The sequence below is a fragment of the Arthrobacter sp. P1_D12 genome (genome assembly GCF_056406175.1).
The window spans coordinates 71,205-87,709 of the sequence record NZ_JBFUAR010000016.1 but is presented as its reverse complement, the minus strand read 5'-3'; the positions used below and the strand labels follow the sequence as shown (position 1 = coordinate 87,709).

The window sequence follows — 16,505 nt, the reverse complement described above, 5'->3', positions numbered from 1 at the left end:
CGGTAGGCCCGGGCGGACGCTCCCGCGGGCGGCGAGATGCACATCACGTCGCCTCGATTTGGCCTCAAGTTCACCGGCAGGTAGAGTTGATCTTGCGACGCGGGGTGGAGCAGTTCGGTAGCTCGCTGGGCTCATAACCCAGAGGTCACAGGTTCAAATCCTGTCCCCGCAACTGGAGAAAAGGTCCGGAACACTGGAAACAGTGTTCCGGACCTTTCGCTTTAAGTCCGCGGTGGCGGGCAACGCCGGCGGCGGCCCTGTGCCGGCTCTCAGCCGTCCTTGAGCCGCTGATAGGTTGCCAGCGCCCGCGCCCGGGACTCTGCAAGGTCCACGATCGGTGCGGGGTAGCCGGGGGCGGCGCCGTCGGCCTTCCAGGGCTCGTGGACGGTTTTGTCGTCCAGCGCGGCGAGCTCGGGAATGTATCCGCGCAGGTAACGACCGGCGGCGTCGAACTTCTTGCTCTGTGTGACCGGGTTGAAGATCCGGAAGTACGGCGACGCGTCGGCCCCCGAGCCCGCCACCCACTGCCAGTTGGCCGGATTGCTCGCCGCATCGGCGTCCACCAGCGTGTCCCAGAACCAGGCCTCGCCCAGCCGCCAGTCGGCCAGCAGGTTCTTTACCAGGAAGGACGCGGCCGCCATCCGCACGCGGTTGTGCATCCAGCCCGTCTGCCAGAGCTGGCGCATGCCCGCGTCCACCATCGGATAGCCCGTACGGCCCTGCTGCCAGGCCTGGAGCTCGTCGCCCGACGCCGGCTGCCACTGAAAGCGGTCGAACTCCGGCCGGTAGTTCCGTGTCGCCAGATCCGGATTCTCGTACAGCAACTGCCAGCAGAATTCCCGCCAGCCAAGTTCGGAACGGAAGATCCCGACGTCGGCCGGCGTCCCCGCCGCGAAGCTGTGGCGCAGCGTGTGCCAGATCCGGAAGGGGCTGATTTCGCCAAAGCGCAGATGGGGGGAGAGCCGGCTGGTGCCCTCGACGCCCGGGACGTCGCGGCCGGTGCCGTATTCTGCCGCCGGGCCGTCCACGAAGTCCTCGAGGCGGCTGAGGGCGCCGGCTTCTCCTGGCGTCCAGGTGTCGGCCAGCCCCGGGCTCCAGTCCGGGCTCCGGGGGAGCAGGCCCCAGCTTTCGAGCGTTTCGCTCGCCGCCAGGCCGCCGCTGCGGGTGCGTGCAGGGCCCGGCAGCTGGTCCGGAGCAGCCAGCGGCTGCCGGGGCTCGGCACCGGCCAGGCAGGCCTTCCAGAACGGCGTGAAGACCTTGTAGGGGCCCCCGCTGCCGGTGCGCACGGTCCACGGCTCGAACATGAGGTTCGCCTGGAAGCTCGTGGCGTTGAGGCCCTCCCCGCCGGCCCAGCTCTTTAGGCCGGCGTCGACGGCGCGTTCAGGGCCGCCGTAGCGGCGGTTCCACAGCAGGGCGTCTGCCGACGTTTCCACCGCGAGGTCCTGGATGACCCGGGCGGCGGGGCCTCGGCCCTGAGGTGTCAGGTTCGGCCGCCGGGGCCCGGCCCCGGGCGTGAAGCGTGCGGCAGTGCTGCGGAAGCGCCGGACCGGCGCGTCAGAGCTTGTCGAAGTCGGCCTCCTCGACCGTGGAACCGGACTCGGCGCTCTTTTCGCCGGTGCCGATGGCAGCGGGGGAGCCGCCGGACTTCAGCGCTGCCAGCCGGGCTTCGATCTCGGTCTGCTCGCCAAGATCTTCCAGCGAATTGAACTGGGCGTCCAGGCTCGACTCGGCGAGCTCCTGCTGGCCGCGGACCTTGGCTTCCTCGCGGCGGATCTTCTGTTCGAAGCGGCCCACCTCGGAGGTGGGGTCCATGATGTTGATGCTCTTGAGGGCGTCGTGGACCTGGCTCTGGGCCTGTACGGTCTTGGACCGGGCCACCAGCTCATTGCGCTTGCTGGTCAGTTCGTTGAGCTTGCCCTTCATCTGGTCGAGGCCGTGCTTGAGCTTGTCCACCACCTCGGTCTGGGACGCGATGCTCGGCTCGGCGGCCTTGGCCTCGTTCTCAGAACCCATCTGGCGCTGCAGGGCCACCTTGGCCAGGTTGTCGAACTTCTCGGCATCGCCGACGTCGCCCTTCGCCCGGTATTCGTCGGCCTTGCGCGAGGCTGCGAGGGCCTTTCTGCCCCAGTCCTGGGCGTTGCGGACGTCCTCGTTGTAGTCGTCCTGGAGCATGCGCAGGTTGCCGATGGTCTGGGCCACGGCGGACTCCGCCTCCGCGATGTTGTTCGTGTAGTCACGGACCATCTGGTCCAGCATTTTCTGCGGATCCTCGGCCTGGTCCAGCAGCGAATTGATGTTTGCCTTCGCCAGCTGCGCCATGCGGCCGAAAATGGACTGCTTAACCATGGTGTTACCTTTCGTCCTGCTCCGTTGTCTCACTGATTCCAGTGATCGATGATGTATCGCATCTATCCGCTGTCCGGGCCCTTGCGGCCGGCGCGTGGTCTGTAAAGTTTCCTGCTGCTGCTTCCCACTTTGTCCCCTGCGGGGGTGGCGAACAGGCTAGAAACTGCCGGAGTCCCCGCCGCCGAAGTCTCCGCCGCCGCCAAAGTCGCCGCCGCCCCAGCCGCCGCCGGAGTCATCGCCGCCTCCGCCGCCCCAGCCGCCTCCGCCGCCGCCCCAGCCTCCGCCGCCTCCGCCGTGGAGGATCGAATTGATGAGGATTCCGCCGAGGATCGCGCCGCCGAGGCCGCCCCCGCCGCTGCCGCCGAACATGCCGCCCCGGCCGTAGCCTTGGCCCTGGTTGGCGTAGCCGCCGAATTGGTCGACGTCGGACTGGGCCAGCTGCGCGGCTTGTGCCGCCAGCGCGTAGGCCTGCTGTGCGTACTGCAAGGCCGTGACGGGGTCGGTGCGGGAAATGGAGAGCGCATAGTCCAGGTTCCGCTGGGCTTCCGCCAGGCGTGTGCGCGCATCGGTGCCTACGCCGCCGCGGCGGGCGGTGATGTAGTCCGACGTCGCGCTGATCTGGGCCTGGGCCGACATGATGCTCTGCTGCAGTGAGGCCTGGGCCCGGCGCGCCTGGTCCTGCTGGTCGCGGATTCCGGCCAGGGACTGGTCGAGTGCCTGGTGGGCCGTGACGACCCGTTCCAGCGTCGCGATCGGATCAATCTTGCCGCCCTGGATTTCCGTTTTGACCTGGGCGAGCGCGGCTTCCGCCGCGGCCACGGGGCCGGCAAGTTCCGGATGGGCGCCGGACTGGATCATCGCCTTCGCCTGGGCCAGGTCCTGCGCGGTATCGACGACGGCGGCTTCCAGGCTGTTGCGTGCCTCGTCGAGGCTGCCGGCCACCTTGGTGATGGCGCCGATCAGCACGTTCGTCTGGTGCAGGCTTTCCTCGGCGGCGCGGACGGCGACCGCGGCGAGGCTGCTTTCACCCGCGGCGAGCTTTTCCTGTGCCGCCGTGGAGGCGTTCTGCACGAAGTCGAGACGTTCTTTGGCCTGTTTGATGTTGTCCGCGACCTGGATCAGGGCGCTCTCGGCGTACTTGGCCCGCAGATCGGTCAGCGACTGTTCGGCGGCGGCAAGCTTTGCCTGGGCGTCCGCGGCGCCGGCGCCGACGGCGGCGAGGGCCTGCGGGGCGTTCTTTTCCAGCTCCCGGAGGGAATCGAAATCGGCTTTCTGTTCCTGCAGCGATGCCAGCGCGGCTTCGGAGCGGCCGATGATTTCAACGAGCCAGCTCCGTTGCTGCTCCTCGGTGTCGGGGATGTGGTCGTCAAGCTGCTGCTGCAGCTTGAACGATTCCGTCATGTGGCCCTTGGCCTCCTGCAGGGCCTTGGTGAAATTGCCCACGGCGGCGTCCCCGTATTGGGCCTGGGCGAATCCGAGCTCCTGCTCGCTGGACTTGATGGCGTCATCGGCCTCGATCAGCAGCGAATCGCTCTTCCGGCGCAGCTCGGCCACGCTGAGCCCCGCCAGCGGGTCCGGCTGCCCGCCCTGGGCCCCGGCTGACGCCCCCGAACTTTGCAGGGCCTTCTTCCGGCGGCTGCGCAGGTACAGGTACGTTCCCGCACCGCCCACAGCCACGACGCCGACTCCGACGAGGACGGCGCTGCCCGCCCCGGCGCCGGACGGCACCGTTCCGCTGCCGCCACCGGCCGCGTCGCCCACCGCAGCGGCCGTATCAATGGCGGCCTGGGCGAAGTCGCGCTTTCCGCCGGCCAGGTTCGGCACGATGGCGTTCTGGACGATGCTGTCGGTCTTGGGATAGATCGCGCTGGCCCTGGCAGGGGAGAAGTAGTACTTGCCGTCGTCGGACATGGTCAGGATGACGTCGGCCTTGCCCATGCCCTTGTTGGTCGCGACGGCCTGGGCCCACCCCGCGGGGTCGGCAGGATTCTCGAACGTCTTTGCCGTGATGACGTAGAGGTTGTACTTGTGGTCCTTGAGGAGCTTCTGGATGGCGTCCTGGACCTCGGCCTTGCGGCCGCCGAGCACGTTCGCACTGTCCACGATGTTCTGCCCGGACGGAATGGCCACCGGATCTTCGGCCAGGGCTGGAGCGGCGGGGAGCGCCAGCAATCCAGCGACGCCAAGGACGGCGAGGAAACGATTCAACTTAGACCGCATGTGCAACCCTTCAGCACTTCTGGGACCGGTTCGGTCGAACCAGCCGTCACAGAAAGCAGCAGCGCCCCCACGCAGATGTAAAGCCGCAGGTCGCTGTGGCATTTCCATTTGATTCTATGGTGCACCCAAAAGGCAGTCCACCTAGGGGAATATGCCACCAGCGAAACGGGCTTAAACTGGGAAACACGGGCCCGCAGGCCGCAAACTGTCCGTTCAGGAACCTCCCAGCAAATGTCCGCTCTAGTGTCAGCCTGAGCGTCCATAGTTATAGGCAGACGAGGATGAAAGGAAGTCTCATGACTGAGAACCCAGTGCCGGGTGTGTCACCGGAGCCGACACAACAGAATCAGGAACCGGCGGGAGTGCGGGATGGCTCGCCGGAGCAGCCGCATGCCGGCCGCGCGCCTGAGGCGGCACCGGGAAATCCGGCATCCGAAAGCACGACGTCCGAAACCTCAGTAGTCGCAAGCCCGGCGCCCGAGAACCCGACCCTCCGGCTGGACCGCGCCGAGGACGGCGCGCCGCGTCCGGTGTACCAGCAGCACCAGCCCTCCGCCGCGGATACCCAGCAGATCGGCGCCCCGGCCCAGCAAACCGGCCCGTACGGCGGGTTCTCCCAGGCCGGCCAGGGCCAGCCCGCCCAGCCCGGCCACCCGCCCTACGGTCAGTCCCAGCAACCCCCGTACGGCCAGTCGCAGCAAACCCAGTACGGCCAGTCCCACTACGGCGCCAACCCTTACGGCGGCCAGCCGCAGCCGGGCCCGTCCTACCCTTCCGGTCCCGGCTTTGCGAACGACCCGGCGCACGCCCCCAAGCGCAAGGCGGCATTCGGCGTCCCCACCCTCGTGGCCAGCATCGTGGCCGCGGGCCTGATCGGCGGCGGCGTCGTGGCCGGCAGCAACGCCCTGCTGGGCGACCGCCTTTCCCCGTCCGCCGCGAGCAACACGAGCCAGGCGGGTCCGGTGATCGTCAACAACAGGGAAGACGTCAACGCCATCAGCGCCGCCGCCCTCAAGGCTTCCCCCAGTGTGGTGACCATCAAAGCGACCAGCGGCAGCGACGGCGGCACCGGCAGCGGGATCATCCTCGACACCCAGGGCCATGTGCTGACCAACACCCACGTGGTGACGCTCGACGGCAAGGCCGCGAACGCCACCATGGAGGTCCGGACGAGCGACGGCAAGGTCTACTCCGCGAAGATCGTCGGTACCGACCCGCTTTCCGACCTCGCCGTGATCAAGATCGACAACCCCTCGGGACTGGTCCCGGCAACTCTCGGCGACTCGGGCAAGCTGAACGTCGGTGACACCGCCGTCGCCATTGGCTCGCCGCTGGGACTCACCGGCACAGTCACCGACGGCATTGTCTCAACCCTGAACCGGACCATCAGCGTGGCATCCTCGGCTGCGCCGAAGGGCGGCGCAGACAACTCCCAGGGCGGTGACCAGGGCTTCCAGTTCGCGCCCCCCGGCGGCGGCGAGACTCCGAGCACCGCGGATCAGGGATCCATCTCGATCAACGTCATCCAGACGGACGCGGCCATCAACCCGGGTAACTCCGGCGGCGCGCTGGTGAACACCAAGGGCGAAATCATCGGCGTCAACGTCGCGATCGCCTCCGCCGGCGGCGACGCGGCCAGCGGAAGCAGCAGCGGCAACATCGGCGTGGGCTTCAGCATCCCCATCAACAACGCCAAGCGCGTGGCCCAGGAGATCATCAGCGCCGGCAAAGCCACCCACGGGCAGTTCGGCGTCAGCGTGAAGCCCAAGGCCGCAGGCTCGTCCTCCTCCGGGTTCTCGGTGGGCGCGGAGGTCGCGACCGTCGAGGCCGGCTCGGCCGCAGACAAGGCCGGCATCAAGGTCGGCGACGTCGTGACGAAGTTCCAGAACCTGACCATCAGCGATCCCAACCAGCTCACCGCGGCGGTGCGGGAACAGGCCGCCGGGGCCACGGTCAAGGTGACGGTCCTGCGCGGCGGCCAGCTCAAGGACGTCGACGTGACGCTCGGCGCCGCAGCCGAGCAGTAGAGCTGGGCGACAGCAAACAGCGCACCTGTAAATCAAGGCAGCAGCAAACAGGCCGGGCGGCACCGCAAAGGTGCGGCCCGGCCTTTGCCGTCCCGGGCCAGTTCACTGACACAGACCTTAACCCTGGCCGCGCTGCCCGGCGGCTATATGGTTAGCTAGGAACAGCCCGGCTGCCGGGCATTCCGTGGCCATGACCCCGTCAGGGGCGGCTGTCCACCCGCATGGAAGGCTGCTGTAGACACAGTGGAAGAAACTCTGAAAATCATTGTGCTGGTCAAGCACGTCCCCGATGCGCAGTTCGACCGCCACCTCACAGGTGAGGCCAACACGGTGGATCGCTCCGAAAGCATCCTGTCCGAACTGGATGAATACGCCCTGGAAGCTGCGCTGCAGCTGACCGAGGCCCGCGGCGGAGAAGCGGCCGGCAACAAGGTCATTGCGCTGAGCATGGGCCCGGCCGGGGCAGTCAATGCGGTGAAGAAGTCCCTCCAGATCGGCGCTACGGAAGGCGTGCACCTCAGCGATGACGCCCTGGCCGGTTCGGATGCCGCAGCCACGTCGCTGGCGCTGGCCGCCGCGATCCGCCACCTGGGCGCGGACGTCCCCGCGGACCTCATCCTCACCGGAATGGCCTCCACGGACGGCGAGACCTCGCTGGTCCCGGCACAGCTCGCTGAGCGGCTGGGCCTCCCACAGATAACCTTCGCCGCGTCCCTGGAGCTCGACGCCGGCAAGCTCACCGCCCGCCGCGACGGCGACACCCACGCGGACACCATCGAGGCCACACTGCCGGCCGTCGTTTCCGTCACCGACCAGATCAATGATCCGCGGTACCCGAACTTCAAGGGCATCATGGCGGCGAAGAAGAAAACCATCACCACCTTGAGCCTTGCCGACATCGGCGTGGACGCGGCCCAGGTGGGCCAGTCCGGTTCCTGGACCGCCGTCGAGACCGCAGAGGCCCGCCCGCCGCGGACGGCCGGCACCATCATCACCGACGAAGGCGACGCCGGCATCCAGCTGGTCGAGTTCCTGGCCGCCCAGAAGCTGCTCTAAAGGGGATTATCCGAACATGGCAAAAGTACTCGTTTTCATCGACAACCCCGGTGCGGCGCTGAAGAAGTCGAGCCTGGAACTGCTCACCATCGCCCGGTCCCTGGGCGAGACCGTCGCCGCCGTCAACGGCGAACTGCACGACGACGCCGCCTCGACCCTGGCCGCGTACGGCGCCCAGGCACTGTACCGCCCGTCCGCCACGGACCTCGACGAATACCTCGTCGGACCAAAGGCGGCATTCCTGGCCGCGGCCGCGGCCGCCGCCGGTGCGGGCGTGGTCCTGGCCGAGAACTCGGCCGAGGGCAAGGAAGTTGCCGCCCGGCTCGGCATCAGGCTCGGCGCCGGCGTCATCACCGACGTCGTGGCGGTGGACCCCGACGGAACGGCGCACAAGTCGGTCCTGGCCGGTTCCTACACCAGCGCCGCGAAGGCGACGACACCCGTTTCCGTGCTGACCGTGAAGCCCAACAGCATCACGCCCGAGCCCGCGGTCACCGGCACGGCGCCGGAGAGCATCACAGTCCAGGTCCCTGACGTGACCGGGGCCGCCGCCCGGATTACGGCGCGCACCGACAAGCCTGCCAGCGGACGCCCGGATCTGTCCGATGCACGGATCGTCGTGGCCGGCGGCCGTGGCGTGGACGGCAACTTTGGTCCGCTGGAGGAACTCGCCGATGCCCTCGGCGCGGCCATCGGTGCCTCGCGGGCTGCCACGGACGCCGGCTGGATCGGCCACGACGCGCAGATCGGCCAGACCGGCAAGACCGTCGCGCCGCAGCTCTACATCTCCGCGGGCATTTCCGGAGCCATCCAGCAGAAGGCAGGCATGCAGACCGCGAAGGTGATCGTGGCCGTGAACAAGGACGCCGAATCGCCGGTTTTCGAGATCGCGGACTTCGGCATTGTGGGCGACCTCTTCCAGGTACTGCCGCAGGCCACCGCCGAAATCAAGAAGCGCAGAGGCTGACCGCATGAGCAACACCGCCGTCCCGGCACAAAGCCCGTTCGACCCGGAGACCACCCGGGTTGAGCGGGTGCTTTGTTTCACGGCCCACCCGGACGACATCGATTTCGGCGCAGCCGGCACGGTTGCAGCCTGGACCGCCGCCGGAGTCCAGGTCAGCTACTGCATTATGACCGACGGCGACGCCGGGGGCTTTGATCCGGAGCAGCGCGAGGAAATTGTGCGGCTGCGAGTTGCCGAGCAGCAGCGCGCCGCCGCCCTGGTCGGCGTCACGGACATCCATTACCTGCACCAGCGTGACGGCTACCTCGAACCCTCGCATGAGGTGATGCGCGAGGTGGTGCGCCTGATCCGGCAGCTCCGGCCCGACGTCGTGCTCTCTATGCATCCGGAACGCAACTGGAACCGGATCCAGAAGAGCCATCCGGATCATCTGGCTGTGGGGGAGGCGGTGACCCGTGCCGTGTACCCCGCGCTGGAAAACCCGTTCGCGTACCCGGAACTGGCCGAGTCCGGGCTGGAGGCCTACAAATTGCCCTGGCTGTGGCTCTTCGCCGGGCCGGAAGAGCGCGAAAACCACTTCGTGGACGTCACCGGGCATGTGGAGAGCAAGCTGGCCGCCATCCACATCCACGTCAGCCAGCACCCCGACGTCGACGCCATGGAACGCACGGTCCGCGGCCTCATGCTCGGCACCGGGGCCCGCGCCGGATTTCCCGTCGGCCGCAGCGCCGAGGCCTTCCATGTCGTAACAGTCAACGGCCAGGGGACCATCGCCGGTTTCTAGTGTTGCCGCAGCCCAACCTCTGCCATATGCTGGCCTCTGTTTAAATCATATTTATTTGATGGAAGGCAGACTTTGATGGCGAAGACTGCGCAACACCCCGTTCTTGTGATCATGGGCGTCTCCGGATCCGGCAAATCAACTGTCGCGGGACTTCTGGCCGGCAGGCTGGGCTGGGACCTCGCCGAGGGCGACGACCTGCACCCCGAATCAAACGTGGCAAAGATGCACGCAGGACAGCCGCTGACCGACGAGGACCGGTGGCCCTGGCTCGAAAGCATTGCCGACTGGATCCGGGCCCACACCGGCGCCGGGAATCCCGGCGTCGTGACCTGTTCGGCGCTGAAGAAGCGCTACCGGGACGTTCTGCGCGGCGAAGGGGTGATTTTCGTGTTCCTCGAGGGATCACGGGACAAGATCTCCGACCGGCTGGCCTCCCGCCACGGACACTTCATGCCCCCGGCCCTGTTGGAGTCCCAGTTCGACGCGCTCGAAGCCCCCACGGCAGACGAAAACTTCATCTCCCTGTCGGTCTCCGCAACGCCGGCGGAAGAAGCACAGGAAATCATCACCCGACTTAATCTCGACGCCGCCGACGCCAGGCCCTGAGCCTTCCCGCGTTTCGCCGCGACCAAGGAATTTTTTGTGAAATCACTGATAGCAATGCAGCTTCCCGCTGCCGTTGAGGCCGGGACCGGCGTCAATACCCAACTACTGATCATCGCGGGTCTGGGCATCGCCCTGCTTGTGGTCCTAATCGCCAAATTCAAGTTCCACCCCTTCCTGGCCCTGATTCTGGGGTCAGGATTCGTCGGCCTCGCCGCCGGTGTGGAACCGGCCAAGGTGATCATCAACTTCGAGGACGGCGTGGGCGGCGTCCTGAAGGAAGTCGGTCTGTTGGTCGCCCTCGGCGCGATGCTGGGCAAGCTGCTCGCGGACTCCGGCGGCGCGAACCGGGTGGTCGACACCCTCCTGGCAAAGGCCACCGGAAACAAGCTGGTCTGGTCCATCACGCTCGTAGCCGTGATCATCGGCCTGCCGATGTTCTTCGAGATCGGGCTCGTCCTGCTGCTGCCGGTGATCGTCCTGGTCACGCAGCGCTCCAAGATGCCCCTGATGCGCATCGCCATCCCGGCGCTGGCCGGCCTGTCCGTGCTGCACGGGCTGGTGCCGCCGCACCCGGGACCGCTGATCGCGATCAGCGCCGTCAAGGCCGAACTGGGCACCACCCTGGCCCTCGGCATCCTCATCGCCGTCCCCACGGTGATTATCTGCGGGCCGCTCTTCTCCCGCCTGGCGGCCCGGTGGGTCCCGGTGGGTGCCCCCGCAGTCGCCGGCGGCGTCGACACCGTGCACGGCGCGGACATGGAGGGCGTGAAGCGCCCGCCGAACTTCACCGTCACGTTGTTGACCATCATCTTCCCGGTGGTCCTCATGCTGCTCAGGGCCGTTGTGGACATCATCTGGCCGGACCCCAAGACGGCCCCCGCGATCCGGATGTTCTTCGACTTCGTCGGGCAGCCGCTCGTGGCGATGACCCTGGCCGTCCTGCTGGCCATGGTGACCTTCGGCTATGCCGTGGGCCTCAACGGCGCCAAGATTACGAGCAAGATCGCTGCCAGCCTGGGCCCGATCGCGGGGATCATCCTGATTGTCGGCGCAGGCGGCGGCTTCAAGCAGACGCTGATTGGTGCCGGCGTGGGAGACTCCGTGAAGGCCTGGGCCGAGGGGACCAACATGTCCGTTCTGGTGCTCGGCTTCATCGTGGCCGTTGCCCTGCGCCTGGCGACAGGCTCGGCCACCGTCGCCACCGTGACGGCCGCCGGCATCGTGGCACCGCTGGCCAGCTCGCTGTCGCCGACACACGCCGCCCTCCTGGCCCTCGCGATCGGTGCGGGCTCGCTGTTCTTCTCGCACGTGAACGACGCCGGGTTCTGGCTCGTCAAGGAGCTGTTCGGACTCACGGTGGGCCAGACCTTCAAGACCTGGTCCGTCATGGAAACCCTGATCTCCGTGGTGAGCTTCGGCCTGGTCATGCTGCTCTCGCTGGTCATTTAGCCGGGCGGAAAGCCGGCCCGGCGGGACGTCCGCCGGTCGGTCCGTCCGCCGGTCACAACACAAAGCCGCCCGGGCCTTGAGTCCTTCTACGGAAGGAGCCAAGGCCCGGGCGGCTTTGTGCGTGCGGGTGGCCTGCTGTGTCCTGCGGGTGGCTAGGCGTCCAGCGGTGCGGCGGCGACGGTCGGCAGGGTAGGCGACGCGGATCCGCCTTCGGGCTCCACGGTAATGCCCAGTGCGGCCGCGGAACCGATGCCCTTGACCACCGCGGGCTTGGACAGGGCTTCAGCGTCCATGAGGCCCTGCGAGACCGGTGCGGAGCCGTCCTTGGGGATCAGCCACATCTGGTAGACCTTGCCCACGGGCGGGGCCGGGACGCCGTTCATTTTGACGACGGCGGCATCCTTGGACGGGGAAATCGACACAGTGGCGGTGCCGCCGCCGTTGACGTTGACGGTGGCCTGGCGGACGTCGCTGGCCTGCATCACTTGATTTAGGGGATCGTTCTGGTTGGCCACGTAGGCTCCGACGCCCAAACCGCCCAGGGCGATCACGGCTGCTGCGGCGACGCCGATAAGCCAGTTCCGCATGCCCTGCGGGCGGCGGCGCTCTTCCCTGCGCTGGCGGGCCGCACCGAGTTCGTCGGTGGCGGGCAGCGCGGAGCCGTCGCGTACCGGATGCGGCAGCACCGGCGTCGCTTGCGGACCCGTGCCGGGCAGCGGCACTGCGGCGGGGGACTGCGCTGCGGCCTGCTCTGACGTCTGCGCAGGCAAGGATGACATGATCCGGTCCAGCAGCCCGGGCGGAGGCTCTTCCTCTGCGGTGAAGCTGGTGGCCAGGGTCTCCCGGGCCTGCCGGACCCGCTCGTTGAAGGCAGCCCTGTCTGCTGCCGGTGCGGAGGCGAGGAACTGCTCGATTGCGGCGCGTTCGGCGTCGTCCACGGCGTTGAGGGCATAGACCTCGGCAAGGTCCACCACGCGGCCGGACGACAGGTCGGTGGCGATCTCGGCGGTGAAGCCGCCGGGGAGGCGGTTGTTGTTCTCATGTGCGTTCATATCGGTCAATTCAGCTCACCCCCAAGCAGGTCTTCAGTCGGATGAGTCCATCGCGGATGCGGGACTTGATGGTAGGTACCGCGGCATTCAGCCGCTCGGCCACTTCCCGGTAGGTGAGGCCGCCGTAGTACGCCAGCCGGACGGACTCCTGCTGCGTATCGGTCAGCGTCTCCATGCACCGGACCACGGCCTCGGCCTCGAGCCGGCTGCCGACTTCGTCCGAGACGGAATCGTGGTCGATCTCCTGGCTGCTGGCACCGTATCTGGCTTCGCGGTCGGTGGCGGACTGCGAGGACCGTACCTTGTCAACGGCGCGCCGGTGCGAGATCGTCATGAGCCAGGCGAGCGGACTGCCGGCGGCGGGATTGAATTTGGCGGCGTTCTGCCACACCTGGAGGAAGACTTCCTGGGTGGTGTCCTCACTGAGTTCGGTATCGATCAGGACCCGGCGTGCCATGCCGAAGACGCGCCTGGAGGTGAGACTGTAAAATTCCGCGAACGCCGTCTGGTCGCCTTGGGCAATCAGTGCCAGCAGGCTGCTGAGCCGGCCGTTGATGTCGGCTGAGGTGTCCGCCGGTGCGGCGGCCTCGGGGTTCGGGGCATTCGGAGTTTCCATCACTCCCAAGCATAGGGCGCTTGCAGCCCAACGCGGGCCAATCGGTGCGGCATGCGGCGAGAGGCCGGCCCCTGCCACGCGGGCAGAGGATCTGTCCAGATGTACTGTTTTCACCTGCCGCTCCTCGCTCCCTTCCGTTTCTCCGCACAATGCCCGGTAGACACAATGTGAGTGGGCGGATTGGTGTCCGCCTTCAGAAGTGATTCGGTGCGGCCCGGCACCTGGATGGGCGCGCTGCGCGGGAATTCTTTCCCGCGGGCCGACCATGTGGCCGCCGCACGTCCTGGCGGGCCTACGCGGCGGACCGCTACAACTTGGCCCCGGCGAACCCGTTCTGGCGCCACGCCTCGTAGACGGCGATGGATGCGGCGTTGGCCAGGTTCAGTGACCGGAGGGATGGGAGCATCGGCAGGCGCACCCGGGACGTCACCCGGGGACTGCGTTTGACTTCCTCTGGCAGGCCTACGGATTCAGGACCAAACAGGAGGACGTCGCCGGCACGGTAGCGGATGTCTGTGTACGTGGTCTCGCCGTCGGAGGTGAAGGCAAATACCCGTTCCGGCTCGAGAGCGGCCCACGCCGCGTCGATGTCCGGGTGGACGGTCACGACGGCGAGGTCGTGGTAATCAAGGCCCGCCCGCCGGAGTTTGGCGTCGGAAAAGTCAAAGCCCAGGGGCTCCACCAGATGCAGTTCGGCGCCCGTGATGGCAGCCAGCCTGATGGCGTTTCCCGTATTGCCGGGGATTTCTGGGGTGTGGAAGAGGATGCGGAACACCGTCCCATCCTAGCGAGCCGCCGGCGTCGAACGCGCCTCGGGCCTTCCGTCCCCGGGGCGCAGGGGAGCGCCCGGGCGGAATCTAGTGCATTCCGCGCAGCAGGCGGGCCAGTACGGGAACGTTGACGGTGTTGGGCGCCGGGCCCGAGCCGAGGAACAACTTCAGGCCGCGGGCCAGGCCCGCGGCGTTGACCACCTCGACAAGGCCCGAGCCTTCCCCGTACCCGCTTCCCTGGCCGCCGGGGGCGCGGCGGTGCCGGTCGATGACCGGTTGATGCAGATTGCCGTCCGTGCTGTGGACGACAATCCAGCCGGTGACATTGAGCTCGGGAAATATGTCCTGCATCCGGCGCACGATGTGGCCCAGCTGGGGCGGGGCGACGGAGCGTCCGCCGTGGGTCAACGTGCTGCCGTTCCATGCATAGGCACCCGGCGGCAGGAGCATGGATCCGACGATCGCGAGACGGTACCCGGCAAGGACCGCGTGGTCGATGTGGCTGTTGTCCGCCGGGGACTGCAGCCCGTTGACAAGGCGCGCCGCCGGGATGGTGGTAAGGATCTGCCTGCTGATGAGCTGCACGGTGCGCATCTCGCGTTGGATCCGGGCTTCGGCGCCGAAGATGCCGCGCTTGCGGGGCATGCCGTGGACCTGCTGCCGGGCGACGCTGGCGGGAATCAGCGGCACCGCCGACCCGCCGTCAAACTGCTCGAACGGGGGAACGTAGACGGGTGGATCCGCGGCCGTATTCCGCGGCGTGTTTGGCCGGCGCACGTTGGCTGACGCCCGGCTGCCCGCGGCGGGCGCGTCGAAGTGGGCGCCCTCATCGCCGGCGGGCGACCAATACGCGCCGCCGGATGTGCTGCCGTAAGAGCGGTCGTAGTCCGCGCGGCGTTTGGTGTCGATGAGGGTCTCGTAGGCGAGCGTGACGCGCCGAAACGCTGCAGGGTCGCCGCCGTGGTCCGGGTGGGCGGTCCGGGCGGCCTTGCGGTACGCGACTTTGATGTCCTTCTCCGTCGCCGTCACGGGGATCCCGAGGACCTGGTAATGCGAGCTGCTGCCCTGCGTCAAACAGAGATCCTTTTCGTTGATGGTGCCGGCGGGAGGAATGCCGGACCGTTCGTGGGCGTCCGGCGTGCCCAGTTTAACCGGCTGGAGGAATAACGACTGCGTGCACAGGGATGGTTCCCGCCGGCTGGCATAATTCAGCGCATGCTGATCGCCGTCGCCGTCAACCCGCGCGCATCCTTTGGCCGGGCGCGGCACGCCGGCAAGGACGCGGCGGCGCGCTTCCGTGCAGCCGGGGCGGAGGTCCTGCTGCTGTGCGCGGACAGTTATGCCGGGCTCGCGCAGGCAGTTGAGGATGCGCTGGAGCCGGGCGTGGATGCCCTCGTGGTCGTGGGCGGCGACGGCATGGTCCACCTCGGGCTTAACGCGATAGCAGGTGAAGGTGCCGGTGCCGGTGCCCGCCGCCGGGTTCCGCTGGGCATCATTCCCGCCGGGACGGGCAACGACACGGCCCGGGCGCTGGGCCTGCCGCTGCACAACCTCCCGGCGGCCTGCGAGCGGGCGCTGGAGTCTTTGGCCGGCGGCGGCCGGATGATCGACGCCGGCAGGATCACCGCCGGAGGATCCTCCCGTTTGTTTGCGGGCGCGGTCTCGGCCGGGTTCGATGCCGCCGTCAATGAGCGGGCCAATGGCTGGCGCTGGCCGCGCGGCAAGATCCGCTACCAGCTCGCCATGCTGCGGGAACTGGCGTCGTTCCGGGCCATCGATTACACGGTGACGGCCGACGGCGAGCAGTGGCAGCAGGGCGCCATGCTGATTTCCATCGCCAACGGCCAGTCGATCGGCGGCGGGATGAGGATCGTCCCGGGAGCCGCCCTTGATGACGGCTACCTGGACCTCTTCATTGTCAACCGGCTGTCCCGGACCCGGCTGCTGGCCGTGTTCCCGAAGGTCTTTGCCGGCAAGCACGTGGGCCACCCCGCCGTGCGGCTTCGCCGGGTCCGCACCGTGGAACTGTCCGCCGGCAATATCGTGGCCTACGCCGACGGCGAGCGGATCGGGGCGCTCCCGATGACCATTGAGGTCGTTCCGCGGGCCGTCTGTGTCCTGGCGTAGTGGCGTGGCCTGGCGTCTTCGCTCCGCTGCCGGCACCCGCCGTCTGGCCTAGCTGCCTGGCGTAGCGGCCGGCACAGCCCTGCGCGGGGACAGCCTGTTCAGTGCCAGGGCACCCACGAGCAGCCCGAAGTCACGCAGAGCGACATCATAGAAGCCGCCGAGGATGATCAAGTTGATGATGATGCCCAGCAGCCAGGCGGCCACGAGCGCCGATCCGAAGCGCGGGCGCAGCGCCACCGCCACGCCGGCGACGATTTCCACCACGCCAACGATATACATGATCGTCTGGGCCGGCAGCGGGACCACCTGGGTCACCACGGGCGCCAGGTACATCGTCCAGTCGGTCAACAGGTTTGTGAACTTGTCCAGGCCGAACAGGATCGGCGCAACGGTAAAGAGGGTCCGCAGCAGCAGGAAGGCCTGACGGTCCGCCGTGAGCTGCTGTGCGGGAGTGGCGGGGGCTGGGGAAACTTTCATGGCATCGC

General features: G+C 67.8%; 14 protein-coding genes, 1 tRNA gene and 1 pseudogene. 8 read left to right on the top strand and 8 right to left on the bottom strand.

The genetic code is table 11. From position 1 onward, the window contains the following. Nucleotides 1-98: 98 nt before the first annotated feature. Nucleotides 99-172 (top strand) — tRNA-Met (locus AC1DZV_RS13775). A 97-nt stretch (nucleotides 173-269) separates the two neighbouring features. Here the strand turns inward: AC1DZV_RS13775 and AC1DZV_RS13770 are convergent. From AC1DZV_RS13770 to AC1DZV_RS13760, 3 genes and pseudogenes are all read right to left on the bottom strand, one after another. Beyond that, nucleotides 270-1,469, bottom strand: a pseudogene (locus AC1DZV_RS13770) (cryptochrome/photolyase family protein); the annotation flags it as partial. Nucleotides 1,470-1,554: 85 nt separating this feature from the next. Beyond that, a complete protein-coding gene (locus AC1DZV_RS13765) occupies nucleotides 1,555-2,346 on the bottom strand; it encodes a PspA/IM30 family protein (protein ID WP_028277175.1) in 792 nt (263 codons plus the stop codon). A 156-nt stretch (nucleotides 2,347-2,502) separates the two neighbouring features. Then, nucleotides 2,503-4,566 carry a TPM domain-containing protein gene (locus tag AC1DZV_RS13760; protein WP_476953917.1) on the bottom strand — a complete coding sequence of 688 codons (2,064 nt, stop codon included), beginning with the start codon at nucleotides 4,564-4,566 and terminating at the stop codon, nucleotides 2,503-2,505. Nucleotides 4,567-4,862: 296 nt separating this feature from the next. Here AC1DZV_RS13760 and AC1DZV_RS13755 point away from each other — a divergent pair, with 296 nt between their 5' ends. The 6 genes from AC1DZV_RS13755 to AC1DZV_RS13730 all read left to right on the top strand — a co-directional run bounded on the left by AC1DZV_RS13755 (nucleotide 4,863) and on the right by AC1DZV_RS13730 (nucleotide 11,455). Continuing rightward, nucleotides 4,863-6,593 (top strand): S1C family serine protease, encoded by a 1,731-nt coding sequence (locus tag AC1DZV_RS13755; protein WP_476953916.1) that lies wholly within the window; start codon nucleotides 4,863-4,865, stop codon nucleotides 6,591-6,593. A gap of 255 nt (nucleotides 6,594-6,848) precedes the next feature. Beyond that, nucleotides 6,849-7,649 carry an electron transfer flavoprotein subunit beta/FixA family protein gene (locus AC1DZV_RS13750; RefSeq protein ID WP_476953918.1) on the top strand — a complete coding sequence of 267 codons (801 nt, stop codon included), beginning with the start codon at nucleotides 6,849-6,851 and terminating at the stop codon, nucleotides 7,647-7,649. Nucleotides 7,650-7,665: 16 nt separating this feature from the next. Next, nucleotides 7,666-8,616, top strand: coding sequence for an electron transfer flavoprotein subunit alpha/FixB family protein (locus AC1DZV_RS13745; RefSeq protein ID WP_476951106.1), 951 nt, complete (start codon nucleotides 7,666-7,668; stop codon nucleotides 8,614-8,616). Nucleotides 8,617-8,620: 4 nt separating this feature from the next. Further along, nucleotides 8,621-9,400, top strand: coding sequence for a PIG-L deacetylase family protein (locus AC1DZV_RS13740; protein WP_476953915.1), 780 nt, complete (start codon nucleotides 8,621-8,623; stop codon nucleotides 9,398-9,400). A gap of 75 nt (nucleotides 9,401-9,475) precedes the next feature. After that, nucleotides 9,476-10,006: a gluconokinase gene (locus AC1DZV_RS13735; protein WP_476951104.1), complete on the top strand. Its 531-nt coding sequence runs from the start codon at nucleotides 9,476-9,478 to the stop codon at nucleotides 10,004-10,006. A 54-nt stretch (nucleotides 10,007-10,060) separates the two neighbouring features. Further along, a complete protein-coding gene (locus AC1DZV_RS13730) occupies nucleotides 10,061-11,455 on the top strand; it encodes a GntT/GntP/DsdX family permease (RefSeq protein WP_223913985.1) in 1,395 nt (464 codons plus the stop codon). Nucleotides 11,456-11,607: 152 nt separating this feature from the next. Here AC1DZV_RS13730 and AC1DZV_RS13725 read toward each other — a convergent pair whose 3' ends face one another. From AC1DZV_RS13725 to AC1DZV_RS13710, 4 genes are all read right to left on the bottom strand, one after another. Further along, nucleotides 11,608-12,507: an anti-sigma factor gene (locus AC1DZV_RS13725; RefSeq protein ID WP_476953914.1), complete on the bottom strand. Its 900-nt coding sequence runs from the start codon at nucleotides 12,505-12,507 to the stop codon at nucleotides 11,608-11,610. Nucleotides 12,508-12,517: 10 nt separating this feature from the next. After that, nucleotides 12,518-13,123 (bottom strand): ECF RNA polymerase sigma factor SigK, encoded by a 606-nt coding sequence (sigK, locus tag AC1DZV_RS13720; RefSeq protein ID WP_223913940.1) that lies wholly within the window; start codon nucleotides 13,121-13,123, stop codon nucleotides 12,518-12,520. Nucleotides 13,124-13,430: 307 nt separating this feature from the next. Continuing rightward, on the bottom strand, nucleotides 13,431-13,898 hold the full coding sequence (locus tag AC1DZV_RS13715; RefSeq protein ID WP_476951102.1) for a tRNA (cytidine(34)-2'-O)-methyltransferase: 468 nt from the start codon (nucleotides 13,896-13,898) through the stop codon (nucleotides 13,431-13,433). 82 nt (nucleotides 13,899-13,980) lie between these two features. Next, on the bottom strand, nucleotides 13,981-14,967 hold the full coding sequence (locus AC1DZV_RS13710; RefSeq protein ID WP_476953913.1) for a J domain-containing protein: 987 nt from the start codon (nucleotides 14,965-14,967) through the stop codon (nucleotides 13,981-13,983). 141 nt (nucleotides 14,968-15,108) lie between these two features. Here AC1DZV_RS13710 and AC1DZV_RS13705 point away from each other — a divergent pair, with 141 nt between their 5' ends. Next, the gene (locus AC1DZV_RS13705) at nucleotides 15,109-16,020 is read left to right on the top strand and encodes a diacylglycerol/lipid kinase family protein (RefSeq protein WP_476953912.1); all 912 of its coding nucleotides are present in this window, start codon (nucleotides 15,109-15,111) and stop codon (nucleotides 16,018-16,020) included. A gap of 48 nt (nucleotides 16,021-16,068) precedes the next feature. Here AC1DZV_RS13705 and AC1DZV_RS13700 read toward each other — a convergent pair whose 3' ends face one another. Next, nucleotides 16,069-16,497 carry a hypothetical protein gene (locus tag AC1DZV_RS13700; protein ID WP_476953911.1) on the bottom strand — a complete coding sequence of 143 codons (429 nt, stop codon included), beginning with the start codon at nucleotides 16,495-16,497 and terminating at the stop codon, nucleotides 16,069-16,071. Nucleotides 16,498-16,505: the final 8 nt, after the last annotated feature.

What these genes read in the sequence shown, in the direction of transcription:
- AC1DZV_RS13765 (WP_028277175.1), bottom strand. Translation starts at nt 2,346, where the DNA reads ATGGTTAAGCAGTCCATTTTCGGCCGCATGGCGCAGCTGGCGAAGGCA.
- AC1DZV_RS13760 (WP_476953917.1), bottom strand. Translation starts at nt 4,566, where the DNA reads ATGCGGTCTAAGTTGAATCGTTTCCTCGCCGTCCTTGGCGTCGCTGGA.
- AC1DZV_RS13755 (WP_476953916.1), top strand. Translation starts at nt 4,863, where the DNA reads ATGACTGAGAACCCAGTGCCGGGTGTGTCACCGGAGCCGACACAACAG.
- AC1DZV_RS13745 (WP_476951106.1), top strand. Translation starts at nt 7,666, where the DNA reads ATGGCAAAAGTACTCGTTTTCATCGACAACCCCGGTGCGGCGCTGAAG.
- AC1DZV_RS13740 (WP_476953915.1), top strand. Translation starts at nt 8,621, where the DNA reads ATGAGCAACACCGCCGTCCCGGCACAAAGCCCGTTCGACCCGGAGACC.
- AC1DZV_RS13735 (WP_476951104.1), top strand. Translation starts at nt 9,476, where the DNA reads ATGGCGAAGACTGCGCAACACCCCGTTCTTGTGATCATGGGCGTCTCC.
- AC1DZV_RS13730 (WP_223913985.1), top strand. Translation starts at nt 10,061, where the DNA reads ATGCAGCTTCCCGCTGCCGTTGAGGCCGGGACCGGCGTCAATACCCAA.
- AC1DZV_RS13725 (WP_476953914.1), bottom strand. Translation starts at nt 12,507, where the DNA reads ATGAACGCACATGAGAACAACAACCGCCTCCCCGGCGGCTTCACCGCC.
- sigK (WP_223913940.1), bottom strand. Translation starts at nt 13,123, where the DNA reads ATGGAAACTCCGAATGCCCCGAACCCCGAGGCCGCCGCACCGGCGGAC.
- AC1DZV_RS13705 (WP_476953912.1), top strand. Translation starts at nt 15,109, where the DNA reads ATGCTGATCGCCGTCGCCGTCAACCCGCGCGCATCCTTTGGCCGGGCG.
- AC1DZV_RS13700 (WP_476953911.1), bottom strand. Translation starts at nt 16,497, where the DNA reads ATGAAAGTTTCCCCAGCCCCCGCCACTCCCGCACAGCAGCTCACGGCG.